The 12,122-nt window shown below is 39.4% G+C and carries 11 protein-coding genes; 6 read left to right on the plus strand and 5 right to left on the minus strand.

Annotated elements, in window-relative coordinates; genetic code table 11:
• Positions 1–155 precede the first annotated feature (155 nt).
• The 5 genes from AAC388_RS03055 to AAC388_RS03075 all read left to right on the plus strand — a co-directional run bounded on the left by AAC388_RS03055 (position 156) and on the right by AAC388_RS03075 (position 6,691).
• Complete coding sequence (locus AAC388_RS03055; RefSeq protein WP_342371555.1) at positions 156–1,388, plus strand: carbohydrate porin; 1,233 nt, start codon at positions 156–158, stop codon at positions 1,386–1,388.
• 174 nt (positions 1,389–1,562) lie between these two features.
• Entirely contained in the window at positions 1,563–3,968 is a 2,406-nt protein-coding gene (locus AAC388_RS03060; protein ID WP_017385605.1) for a glucose/quinate/shikimate family membrane-bound PQQ-dependent dehydrogenase, read from the plus strand.
• Between the two features lie 166 nt (positions 3,969–4,134).
• A complete protein-coding gene (locus AAC388_RS03065; RefSeq protein WP_342371174.1) occupies positions 4,135–5,778 on the plus strand; it encodes a nitrite/sulfite reductase in 1,644 nt (547 codons plus the stop codon).
• Entirely contained in the window at positions 5,771–6,256 is a 486-nt protein-coding gene (locus AAC388_RS03070) for a DUF934 domain-containing protein (RefSeq protein WP_017385604.1), read from the plus strand. Before AAC388_RS03065 ends, AAC388_RS03070 begins: the two co-directional genes overlap by 8 nt.
• An 81-nt stretch (positions 6,257–6,337) precedes the next feature.
• On the plus strand, positions 6,338–6,691 hold the full coding sequence (locus tag AAC388_RS03075) for an SMR family transporter (protein ID WP_002116446.1): 354 nt from the start codon (positions 6,338–6,340) through the stop codon (positions 6,689–6,691).
• 51 nt (positions 6,692–6,742) lie between these two features.
• Here AAC388_RS03075 and AAC388_RS03080 read toward each other — a convergent pair whose 3' ends face one another.
• The 3 genes from AAC388_RS03080 to AAC388_RS03090 all read right to left on the minus strand — a co-directional run bounded on the left by AAC388_RS03080 (position 6,743) and on the right by AAC388_RS03090 (position 9,115).
• The gene (locus AAC388_RS03080; RefSeq protein ID WP_005072758.1) at positions 6,743–7,186 is read right to left on the minus strand and encodes a VOC family protein; all 444 of its coding nucleotides are present in this window, start codon (positions 7,184–7,186) and stop codon (positions 6,743–6,745) included.
• Between the two features lie 129 nt (positions 7,187–7,315).
• A complete protein-coding gene (locus AAC388_RS03085; protein WP_014207591.1) occupies positions 7,316–8,491 on the minus strand; it encodes a thiolase family protein in 1,176 nt (391 codons plus the stop codon).
• 108 nt (positions 8,492–8,599) lie between these two features.
• Positions 8,600–9,115: a GspH/FimT family pseudopilin gene (locus AAC388_RS03090; protein ID WP_342371175.1), complete on the minus strand. Its 516-nt coding sequence runs from the start codon at positions 9,113–9,115 to the stop codon at positions 8,600–8,602.
• A 379-nt stretch (positions 9,116–9,494) separates the two neighbouring features.
• Here AAC388_RS03090 and omp38 point away from each other — a divergent pair, with 379 nt between their 5' ends.
• Positions 9,495–10,553, plus strand: a complete 1,059-nt coding sequence (gene omp38 / locus AAC388_RS03095; RefSeq protein WP_061874119.1) for an outer membrane protein Omp38 — start codon at positions 9,495–9,497, stop codon at positions 10,551–10,553.
• Between the two features lie 120 nt (positions 10,554–10,673).
• Here the strand turns inward: omp38 and AAC388_RS03100 are convergent, their stop codons facing one another.
• On the minus strand, positions 10,674–10,832 hold the full coding sequence (locus AAC388_RS03100) for a hypothetical protein (protein WP_342371176.1): 159 nt from the start codon (positions 10,830–10,832) through the stop codon (positions 10,674–10,676).
• A 3-nt stretch (positions 10,833–10,835) separates the two neighbouring features.
• Complete coding sequence (locus AAC388_RS03105; protein WP_342371177.1) at positions 10,836–12,041, minus strand: RtcB family protein; 1,206 nt, start codon at positions 12,039–12,041, stop codon at positions 10,836–10,838.
• Positions 12,042–12,122 lie beyond the last annotated feature (81 nt).

Genomic DNA, 12,122 nt, shown 5'->3' on the forward strand with positions numbered 1-12,122 from the left:
AGAGCTGGGGCCATTTTTCATACAATGTGTATTAAGATTATTATTAGATTAATCAATCGATTAACATTTTGAATAATTTCTTTACATAAAATTAGCGTACCCTTTATAAACAAAGACATAAAAGGTATGTAAACATGAAAACACATAAATCCTTGATGGCTTCCTGTTTATCCGTTTTATCAATTACTCTTTTTATACAGCATGCACAAGCTGCTGCTGCATTCGACCCAAATAGTCCTTGGATGTTGGGTGATTGGAACGGTCAACGCACCGCGTTACAAGCACAAGGTTATGATTTTTCTTTTGGATATACCGGCGAATATGCCGGTATTTTAGATTCAAAAAATACGTCTACGCATGGTAGTGCTTATACGGGGCAACTTGCACTAGGAACTCATTTTGACCTAAATAAAATTTTAGGTTGGCAAGATACTGAAGCTCAAATCACATTAACATATCGTGATGGGCAGTCGCTTTCTGAACATTCACCAGCTTTAGCAGGGCACTTAAGCTCGGTGCAAGAAGTGTGGGGGCGTGAACAAACTTGGCGTTTAACAGATTTGTGGATCAAGAAGAAATTCCTTGACCAGAAGTTAGATGTGAAAGTTGGTCGTTTTGGTGAAGGTGAAGACTTTAACAGTTTTGATTGCGATTTCCAGAACTTGGCCCTTTGTGGTTCGCAAGTCGGTAACTGGGTGGGTGATCAGTGGTATAACTGGCCAGTAAGCCAATGGGCAATGCGTGTTAAATATAACTTGCAACCTGACTTATATACCCAAATTGGTGTATATGAATACAACCCAGAAAATCTGGATCGAGGCAAAGGTTTTAACTTAAGTACTGATGGTTCTCACGGTGCAATTATTCCTGCCGAAGTAGTTTGGTCACCTAAATTAGGTGTTCAAAGTATGGCTGGTGAATACCGTTTAGGTTATTACTACAGCACTGCTGACGCTGAAGAAATTACGAATAAGGCCCAAACATCTCATAAACAAGGGGTGTGGGTAACTGCAAAACAAAAATTATTCCAGCCTGCTGATCAAACAGATCGCGGTTTGACAGGTTTTGTGAACCTGACTTTCCACGATTCTGATACCAACAAAATTGATAACATGCAAAATGTAGGCTTGGTCTATAAAGGTTTGCTCAATCAACGTCCTCAAGATGAGTTGGCACTCGGTGTGGCTCGTATCCATATCAATGATGATTGGAACGATGTTCAAACTAAAGAATATGACACTGAATACAATACCGAGCTTTACTACGGTATTCATGCCACTAACTGGTTAACTATTCGTCCAAATGTGCAATATGTTCGTCATGTTGGTGCATTAAAAAATGGTGATAACACTTGGGTTGGCGGTATTAAATTCTCAACTGAATTCTAAGCGTAATTACTCCGAAAAACGGATTGTCGAGGGCTAAATCATTGATTGAATTATCCTGACCTTCCGTTTTTTCTTGATGCCTGAATTTGTTTTAGATGTATTGGTGATGCCATTTTTCTATAAGGTTCTTGGCACATCTTTCCTATAAAAATGATGATTGATAAGAGGTGGTTTATGAATCAACCTACTTCAAGATCAGGTTTAACGACTTTTACCGTAATTATTATTGGGTTACTGGCGTTATTCCTGTTAATTGGAGGTATTTGGCTCGCTACACTAGGCGGTTCAATTTACTACATTATAGCTGGAGTATTACTCCTCATTGTTGCATGGCAACTCTACAAGCGTGCTTCTACTGCTTTGTGGGTTTATGCTGCATTAATGCTAGGAACTATTATCTGGAGTGTCTGGGAAGTTGGCACAGACTTTTGGGCGCTTGCACCACGTTTAGATATTTTAGGTATTCTTGGTTTATGGTTATTGGTTCCGGCTGTAACTCGTGGAATCAACAACCTTGGATCAAGTAAGATTGCCTTATCTTCAACTTTAGCAATTGCAATCGTGTTGATGGTTTATTCTATCTTCAATGATCCGCAAGAAATTAATGGTGAAATCAAAACACCTCAACCAGAAACAGCTCAAGCCGTGCCTGGTGTTGCTGAAAGTGATTGGCCAGCTTATGGTCGTACTCAAGCAGGTGTGCGTTATTCTCCATTGAAACAGATCAATGACCAAAACGTAAAAGACTTGAAAGTTGCTTGGACTTTACGTACTGGCGATCTTAAGACAGATAACGACTCTGGCGAAACGACCAATCAGGTTACACCGATTAAAATCGGTAATAACATGTTTATCTGTACAGCTCACCAGCAGTTAATTGCGATTGATCCTGCTACAGGTAAAGAAAAATGGCGTTTTGATCCGAAACTTAAAACGGATAAATCGTTCCAGCATTTAACTTGTCGTGGTGTGATGTACTACGATGCAAACAATACAACTGAGTTTGCAACGAGTCTTCAAAGCAAGAAATCTAGCTCTACACAATGTCCACGTAAGGTATTTGTACCAGTCAACGATGGCCGTTTAGTGGCTGTAAATGCTGACACTGGTAAAGCATGTACTGACTTTGGTCAAAATGGTCAAGTGAACTTACAAGAGTTCATGCCATATGCTTATCCAGGCGGTTATAACCCAACATCTCCTGGTATTGTGACTGGTTCAACTGTTGTTATTGCTGGTTCTGTAACAGATAACTACTCAAATAAAGAGCCATCTGGTGTGATTCGTGGATACGACGTTAACACTGGTAAACTTCTTTGGGTATTTGACACTGGCGCAGCGGATCCAAATGCAATGCCGGGCGAAGGTACTACTTTTGTTCACAACTCACCAAATGCGTGGGCACCTTTAGCATACGATGCCAAACTTGACATCGTTTATGTACCAACAGGTGTAGGTACACCAGACATCTGGGGTGGTGACCGTACCGAGCTGAAAGAGCGTTATGCAAACTCAATGTTAGCGATTAATGCTTCTACTGGTAAATTAGTGTGGAACTTCCAGACAACCCATCACGATTTATGGGATATGGATGTACCATCACAACCATCTTTAGCTGATATCAAAAACAAAGCTGGCCAAACTGTTCCTGCAATCTATGTATTGACGAAAACAGGTAATGCCTTTGTGCTTGATCGCCGTAATGGTCAACCGATTGTTCCTGTAACTGAGAAACCAGTTCCACAAACAGTTAAACGTGGACCACAAACTAAAGGTGAGTTCTATTCAAAAACTCAGCCATTCTCTGACTTGAACTTGGCACCACAAGATAAATTGACTGATAAAGACATGTGGGGCGCCACTATGCTTGATCAGCTTATGTGTCGTGTATCTTTCAAACGTCTAAATTACGATGGTATTTATACTCCACCATCTGAAAACGGTACTTTAGTTTTCCCTGGTAACTTAGGTGTATTTGAATGGGGTGGTATGTCAGTTAACCCTGATCGTCAGGTTGCTGTAATGAACCCGATTGGTCTGCCATTCGTCAGTCGTTTAATTCCTGCTGATCCAAACCGTGCACAAACTGCAAAAGGTGCGGGAACTGAGCAGGGCGTACAACCGATGTACGGCGTACCGTATGGTGTTGAAATTAGCGCATTCTTATCTCCGCTTGGTTTACCTTGTAAACAACCGGCTTGGGGCTATGTAGCTGGCGTTGATTTGAAAACTCATGAAGTGGTATGGAAAAAACGTATTGGTACAATTCGTGACAGCTTGCCGAACTTGTTCCAGTTACCAGCTGTGAAAATTGGTGTGCCTGGTTTAGGTGGTTCAATTTCTACTGCCGGTAATGTCATGTTTGTTGGTGCAACTCAAGATAACTACTTACGTGCGTTTAACGTTACTAACGGTAAGAAACTTTGGGAAGCGCGTTTACCAGCAGGTGGGCAAGCAACACCAATGACTTATGAAATCAATGGTAAGCAATATGTTGTGATCATGGCTGGTGGTCATGGTTCATTTGGTACGAAAATGGGCGACTATTTAGTGGCTTATGCCTTACCAGATAACAAATAAAAAGCTTTTATAGAAAGGGCCTGGATTTATCCGGGCTTTTTTTATGTCGATTTATATTAAAGCTTATCAATAAAACCGTTATTAAATATGCAAAAAAAGCATTTTATTGATGAATAAAAGCTCGCTATGCTATCCGCCTTAATAATGAATCTACTAGCCATACGCCATGTATTTATATACCGATTTCGACCAGCAGCTGGTTAATGAACGAGTTGCTCAGTTCCGTGATCAAACAGAACGCTATTTAGCTGGCAAACTTTCTGAAGACGAATATCGTCCATTACGTTTGCAAAATGGTTTATATGTGCAACGTTATGCGCCTATGCTGCGTATAGCTGTGCCGTATGGCTTAATGAATTCTAAACAATTACGTAAAGTTGCTGAAGTTTCAACTGCTTATGACCGTGGTTATGCACATGTATCTACACGTCAGAACATCCAGTTGAACTGGCCTGCGCTTGAAGATGTGCCAGATATTTTGGCTGAACTTGCAACTGTACAAATGCATGCCATTCAAACCAGTGGTAACTGTATTCGTAACACGACAACTGACCAATATGCAGGTGTGGTTGCTGGTGAAATTGCAGACCCACGTCCAACATGTGAGTTGATTCGTCAGTGGAGTACATTCCACCCAGAATTTGCATTCTTGCCACGTAAGTTCAAAATTGCTGTTTCTGCACTTGAAGAAAAAGATCGTGCGGCAACTGCATTCCACGATATTGGTGTTTATATCGTGCGTAATGAAGCAGGCGAGATCGGCTATAAAATTATGGCTGGTGGTGGTTTAGGCCGTACCCCAATCATCGGTAGTGTGATTCGTGAGTTTTTACCACGTGAAGATTTAATTGCTTATTTAGAAGCGGTTTTACGTGTTTATAACTTGCATGGTCGTCGTGATAACAAATATAAAGCGCGTATCAAAATTCTAGTTAAGGCATTAACTCCTGAAGTGTTTGCACAAAAAGTTGAAGCTGAATTTGAACATACACGTGAAGCATTGAAGATTCAGCCAGAAATCTTGAAAAAGTTAGATGAAGAGTTCACACCATTTGACTATCAAGATTTGGAAGATGAAGATTTCACAGCATTGTTTGCAGAGCATCCAAAATTCAAACAGTGGTTCAATATCAACACGCATGCGCATAAAGTGAAGGGCTATCGTATTGTTACGATTTCTCTAAAACGCGCAGGTATTGCACCGGGTGATATGACCACTGAAGAAATGAACTTTATTGCAGATCTTGCTGATAAATATACGTTTGGCGAACTTCGCACGACTCACGAACAAAACATTGCTTTGGCAGATGTGCCTCAAAAAGATTTGTTTGATGTATGGCAAGCGCTTGAACAACAAAATATGGCGCGTGCACATATCGGCTTTATTACCGATATCATTAGTTGCCCAGGCGGTGATTTCTGTTCACTTGCAAATGCGAAATCAATTCCAATTGCTGAAGCGATTACACGTCGTTTTGATGACTTAGACAAAATTTATGATCTTGGTCATTTAGATCTAAATATTTCTGGTTGTATGAATGCTTGTGGTCACCACCACGTAGGTAACATCGGTATTTTAGGTGTAGATAAGAAAGGCGCTGAGTTCTATCAAATTACATTAGGTGGTAATTCAGACCATGATGCATCAATTGGTGACATCTTAGGCCCATCATTTGCAGCAGATGCAGTGCCAGATGTCATTGAAGAAGTATTGAATACTTATCTTGATCTACGTACTGAAGGTGAGCGTTTTGTTGATACATATCGCCGTGTAGGAATTCAACCATTTAAGGAGCGTGCATATGCTTAATACAGCTCTACCAGTGCTTTATAAAGATGGCACGATTACAGATAATACTTATCAAATCATTGCTGAAGATGGTGTTATTCCCCAAGGTGATGTTGTTGTAACAACAGCTCAACTCGATCAATTAGCTAACGTTCAAGGCAAAAAAGCTTTGTATGTGACTGTAAATGATTCACCTGAAGAGCACACATTTCCATTAAATGAACTTGATGCAATCTTCATTGAGTTTGCGGGTTTTGGTGATGGTCGTGGTTATTCATTCGCTGCACTACTACGTCGTCAAGGTTTTCAAGGTGAGTTGCGTGCAACTGGTGATGTGTTTAAGGATGTCTTAAACTATTTAAAACGTTCAGGTTTTGATAGTTTTGTGATTAAAGAAGGTAAAGATGTGCAAGAAGCGGCAGCTGGTTTGCAAGACTTTACCAACCCATACCAAGCTTCAACAGCCGTACCGCAAGCAAGTTATCAAACTGGTGCTTAAATAGTTTTTAAATATAAAGGCTGAACTCAGGTTCAGCTTTTTTTATGAATAATTTTTAACTGACTCGACTGAAGAACAACAATGTTAGGTTTAATTTCAAAAATAAATCCTGGTGCTTGGTGGCTACTTTTTGCTATTGCGACAGATGTACTCTCAACATTTTATTCTGCTAAGGGGAATGGCTTAGTCAATAAAACAGCTCAGGGCATTGCTCTGGTTTTGTATATTATTTCTTTTGCATGCGCTGCTATTGCTTTGAAATATATGCAAGCTGGAATCTTATATGTGCTTTGGTCTGGGATAGGTGTATTAGCAACAGCTTTTTTAGCAAAGATTTTTCTTGGTCAGAATATTGATGTGGCAGGATGGGTGGGAATTGGTTTTATTACTGTAGGTTTAATGATTATTGCGCAATATTCCAATATCGATGTTTAAAGCCCTTATAGAAATATTAAGTATCTCTATAAGGGCTAAATATTGAACATATTAGGTATCAAGCTGGCAGTTAACCATCCACTTTATACCGAACTGATCGGTAAAAGCACCGTACAATGCGCCCCAGAACGTTTTTTCTAAAGGCATTTCAATTTGACCATTAACAGATAAAGCATCAAAAAGTTGTTTTGCTTTTTCTTGCTCATCTTTTTCAAGATTGATCGAGATATAGTGATTATTTCCTTGGGTAAAAACGCTGTTAGGAGCACAGAACTGATCATTTGTATCTGAGGCCATAAGCACAGTGTATTCATTAATTGGCAGTGAAACATGTAGAACCAGATTTTTGTCGGCTTCCGATAACGTCACACCTTCAGGCGCTGGCATATCACCATAACGGCTTAACATACCGAATTCACCACCAAATACTGATTTATAAAAGTTAAAGGCTTGTTCTGCTTGACCTTGGAAATTGAGATAGTGATTGAGTTGCATTGTTATTGTCCATTGTTGTTTTCGTTTAAAGGAATAAGTTAAAACTTAAAAGTGATTTTGTGGGTCATTTTTTGTAGTTTTTTCATAAAAAATCCCACCGAAGTGGGATTTTAAAATAATGAATTTGGATTAAATGAGTTCAATTGCAACTGCTGTTGCCTCACCACCACCAATACAGAGTGCAGCAATACCTTTTTTACCGCCAGTACGTTTCAGTGCATGAATAAGTGTAAGAATAATACGAGAGCCCGTAGAACCTACAGGGTGACCTAGTGCACAAGCACCACCATTGATATTTACTTTCTCTGCATCAAGTTTGAAATCATCAATTGGGCACATGGTAACCATAGCAAACGCTTCGTTAATTTCCCACAGGTCAACGTCTTGCGCATTCCATCCCGCTTTTTTAAGCACTTTTTCGATAGCACCAACTGGAGCGATCGTAAATTCTGAAGGATGCTGAGAGTTTGACGCTGTCGCGATAATTTTTGCAAGCGGTTGCAAACCGCGCTGTGCTGCAACTTCACTTGAAGTTAATACTAATGCAGATGCACCATCCGAAATAGAACTTGCATTTGCGGCGGTAATCGTACCGTCTTTTGCAAAAGCTGGTTTGAGTGAAGGAATCTTGTCAATCTTGGCATTTAAAGGTTGTTCATCCTGATCAACAACGACATCACCTTTACGACTAGGTACAGTAACTGGAACGATTTCGTCTTTGAAATAACCTTCAGTAATTGCTGTTTGAGCACGTTTTAAAGAGCGAATCGCAAAGTCATCCATTTGCTCACGTGTATAGCCACGAGTATTGGCCATATCTTGAGCAAATGAACCCATTAAACGCCCAGTTTCAGCATCTTCAAGCCCATCAAAGAACATATGATCTTTAATTTCGCCATGGCCCATGCGATAGCCAGCTCGTGCTTTTGGTAAAACATAAGGTGCATTTGTCATAGACTCCATGCCACCAGCAACAACAACTTCAGCACTACCTGCTTTAATCATATCAGCGGCTTGCATAACAGCTTTCATGCCAGAACCACAAAGCTTGTTAATCGTTACTGCACCTGTAGAGTCTGGTAAGCCAGCTTTACGCATCGCTTGACGTGCTGGACCTTGCTTTAGGCCAGCAGGCAGTACACAACCCATAATGACTTCTTCGACATCAGTAGGCTGTAAACCTGCTCGTGCGATTGCTTCTTTAATCGTTACCGCACCCAATTCAGGCGCTGTAAGTCCTGATAGTGATCCTTGAAAACCACCCATGGCAGTACGAGCACCATTTACAATTACGATGTCAGTCATTGTTGTAATCTCCGATTGTTCTTAATCTCAAAATAAGAAATGTTTAAAACCTAGGCAGTATATTGCAAAAATCAAAGAGAGATATCTTCTGCATTAGACTGTAGAGTTCTAACAATTTTTAAGGTCTTCTAAACGGGTGTGTCCCATTTTGCTGAGAACTAATTTAAAGTTTTTAAGCTGGTTATAAGAACAGTAAATAAAAGTGCCGTTAGATTCGCGTGGCAGTCCTGTGTCGCCCTGAAATACAATACTATTTAGTTTTTTTCCAAACTTATGAAATTTTAAAGAACCGTAGCGATGAGCAAGTTCAACATTGGTTAATACTTCTTCATTGTTTTCTCTTTGTAGATTCTGATTCGTGTCTACAAAGCTTATAAGACTTGTATCCCAGTTACTATTACATGTAGACAAATCAACACTTGGGCAAAGTACGACACTCTTATGTCGTAGAATTGCGTCGTATTTGGCTTTTTGTATATGAATTGTGAGTAGTCGAGACGAATTTTTTAATTCTACAGAAGCCATAAATTGATGATATAAAGGAAGCGCTATAGTGACCATGATCATAAGAATTGCGAGCGTTATAGTGAGTTCCAACAACGTGAAACCGGAAGTTTTAAACATTAAAATTCCTTAATATATAAAGAAATATTTTGATTTTATGCTTTCTATCAATGATTTATAATGATTTTTATAGTGAGGAAACACAAAATTAAATAAAGGTTATCAGGATGCTAGAATACTGGTAAAATCACCGTAAGCGAAAGAAAGAAGTTGTTCATATTTGCTAGTTGAGTGAAAAATTACCGAATTACAACGGAAATTGTAAGTAATTTTGTCAATAATTTACTTGATTAAAATTATCAAGCACTTGGAAAGTCTATCAAGTGTTTGTATGATTCAAATGTGAATAGCTTAAAAATAATACTGGGGTGAAAATATCTCAGGGGCCAATAAATTTAGGCTGAGCTTGAACAACAATTGTTATCTCTGGAGGATATCCATGAAATTGAGTCGTATTGCACTTGCTATGCTTGTCGCTGCTCCATTAGCTGCTGCTAATGCTGGCGTAACTGTTACTCCATTATTGCTTGGTTACACTTTCCAAGACACTCAACACAATAATGGCGGTAACGAAGGTGAGTTAACTAACGGACCTGAATTACAAGACGATTTATTCGTTGGTGCAGCTCTTGGTATCGAGTTAACACCATGGTTAGGTTTCGAAGCTGAATATAGCCAAGTAAAAGGTGATGTAGACACTAATTACGGTGAATACAAACAAAAACAAATCAACGGTAACTTCTATGTTACTTCTGATCTAATCACTAAAAACTACGATAGCAAAATCAAGCCATACGTATTGTTAGGTGCTGGTCACTACAAATATGAATTTGATGATGCTCGTTTAGCTTACCGTGATGGTGAAGAAGGTACTTTAGGTAATGCTGGTGTTGGTGCTTTCTGGCGCTTAAACGATGCTTTATCTCTTCGTACAGAAGCTCGTGGTACTTATAACTTTGACGAAAAATTCTGGAACTATACAGCTCTTGCTGGTTTAAACGTAGTTCTTGGTGGTCACTTGAAGCCTGCTGCTCCTGTAGTAGAAGTTGCTCCAGTTGAACCAACTCCAGTTGCTCCACAACCACAAGAGTTAACTGAAGACCTTAACATGGAACTTCGTGTGTTCTTTGATACTAACAAATCAAACATCAAAGACCAATACAAGCCAGAAATCGCTAAAGTTGCTGAGAAGTTAACTGAATACCCTAACGCTACTGCACGTATCGAAGGTCACACAGATAACACTGGTCCACGTAAGTTGAACGAACGTTTATCTTTAGCTCGTGCTAACTCTGTTAAATCAGCTCTTGTAAACGAATACAACGTTGATGCATCTCGTTTGTCTACTCAAGGTTTCGCTTGGGATCAACCGATTGCTGACAACAAAACTAAAGAAGGCCGTGCTATGAACCGTCGTGTATTCGCGACAATCACTGGTAGCCGTACTGTAGTTGTTCAACCTGGTCAAGAAGCGGCAGCTCCTGCAGCAGCTCAATAATTTGAGTTCTTGAACAGTAAAAAAGCGACTCGTTAGAGTCGCTTTTTTTATTGCGATTTTTAAAATATTTAGTCATTTCTGTGTCTCCTTAATAATTACTTCGATCTTTGTTTAAATTATTTACCAAACACCTTTCTTCAATAGCTGTTTAGTATCTTGTCTATCTTTGCGATGTTGGGCACGAGGTTTTTCCGTTTCGTGCATACCACCTTTGTGGAGTAAAGGGGATAGAGCTACTTGATTACGGACTTTAATCTTTGGCATTTCTTTAATTTTCATGCTTTAACCTTTAATACATAAAACTTGTTTTAGAGTATGAACGACTTCAATGAGGTCTGACTGATTCGCCATGACTTCATCAATGTCTTTATAGGCGCTTGGAATTTCATCGACAACGCCACTGTCTTTACGACATTCAATTCCTTGGGTTTGTTCAATAAGATCTTGCTGATTAAAAAGAACTTTTGCTTTACTTCTGCTCATTTTGCGACCAGCGCCATGAGAACAAGAGCAAAATGATTCAGGATTTGCTTTGCCTTTAACAATATAAGATCGTGCTCCCATTGAACCTGGAATAATACCTAGCTCATCTAAGCCTGCTCTAATTGCACCTTTTCGGGTAATCAATAGATTTTCGCCAAAATGTGTTTCACGGCTTACATAGTTATGATGACAATTAATCGCTTCTTTTGTCGTTTGAAAAGAAGGTAGAAGAGTGCGGATCGCTTCTAAAATTAATCGCATCATCTCTTTGCGATTTTCAAAAGCATATTCTTGTGCCCACTCTACACCTTCTACATAATCATCAAAACTTTTTGAGCCTTCAGCAAAATAACTTAAGTCTTTATCTGGTACATGGCCAAAGCGATGCTGAGCTTCTTTCTTGGCAAGTTCAATAAAATAAGTACCAATAACATTACCGAGCCCTCTGCTACCTGAATGCAGCATCACCCAGACATCTTGATTTTCATCAATACATAATTCTATAAAGTGATTGCCACCACCTAAAGTACCAAGTTGCTTTTGCCATGTTGCATCAAATTGTCGAAGCATTCGAACAAGTCCAGGATGCTTTTTGATAATTGGTTCTAAGCGTTTTTCAAGTGGAATAATGCTAGAAGCTTTCGCTTTGACTTGTTTATGCAAAGCAAAGCCAACCGGTACTTTACGTTCGATCGCATCACGCAAACGGCTTAAGTTATCAGGTAATTGTGAAGCCTTTAAACTCAAGCGAATTGCATTCATACCACAACCAATATCTACCCCTACAGCAGCAGGGATTATGGCGTGTTTAGTTGGAATAACACTACCTACAGTTGCGCCTTTTCCTAGGTGAACATCGGGCATAACAGCAATATGAGAATAGATGAATTGCAGTTGTGCCATTTTCTTGAGTTGTTCGATACTTTCACTATCTATGTCTTGAGTGAAAATTTTAACAGGGACACCGTAGAGTGCCTCCTTGTTTAATATTTTTTGTATGCCCATAATTTTTTCTCTTATTTTTGTCCGAGCAGGCATAAAAAAACCTAGCGAATGCTAGGTTTTAAATTTAAGCATTCGGACAAG

This window comes from Acinetobacter sp. D009 (assembly GCF_038562025.1).
GTDB lineage: Bacteria > Pseudomonadota > Gammaproteobacteria > Pseudomonadales > Moraxellaceae > Acinetobacter > Acinetobacter pittii.

Excerpts from the sequence above, each read along its gene's own strand:
- AAC388_RS03055 (WP_342371555.1), top strand. The coding sequence starts at position 156 with ATGGCTTCCTGTTTATCCGTTTTATCAATTACTCTTTTTATACAGCAT.
- AAC388_RS03060 (WP_017385605.1), top strand. The coding sequence starts at position 1,563 with ATGAATCAACCTACTTCAAGATCAGGTTTAACGACTTTTACCGTAATT.
- AAC388_RS03065 (WP_342371174.1), top strand. The coding sequence starts at position 4,135 with ATGTATTTATATACCGATTTCGACCAGCAGCTGGTTAATGAACGAGTT.
- AAC388_RS03070 (WP_017385604.1), top strand. The coding sequence starts at position 5,771 with ATGCTTAATACAGCTCTACCAGTGCTTTATAAAGATGGCACGATTACA.
- AAC388_RS03075 (WP_002116446.1), top strand. The coding sequence starts at position 6,338 with ATGTTAGGTTTAATTTCAAAAATAAATCCTGGTGCTTGGTGGCTACTT.
- AAC388_RS03080 (WP_005072758.1), bottom strand. The coding sequence starts at position 7,186 with ATGCAACTCAATCACTATCTCAATTTCCAAGGTCAAGCAGAACAAGCC.
- AAC388_RS03085 (WP_014207591.1), bottom strand. The coding sequence starts at position 8,491 with ATGACTGACATCGTAATTGTAAATGGTGCTCGTACTGCCATGGGTGGT.
- AAC388_RS03090 (WP_342371175.1), bottom strand. The coding sequence starts at position 9,115 with ATGTTTAAAACTTCCGGTTTCACGTTGTTGGAACTCACTATAACGCTC.
- omp38 (WP_061874119.1), top strand. The coding sequence starts at position 9,495 with ATGAAATTGAGTCGTATTGCACTTGCTATGCTTGTCGCTGCTCCATTA.
- AAC388_RS03100 (WP_342371176.1), bottom strand. The coding sequence starts at position 10,832 with ATGAAAATTAAAGAAATGCCAAAGATTAAAGTCCGTAATCAAGTAGCT.
- AAC388_RS03105 (WP_342371177.1), bottom strand. The coding sequence starts at position 12,041 with ATGGGCATACAAAAAATATTAAACAAGGAGGCACTCTACGGTGTCCCT.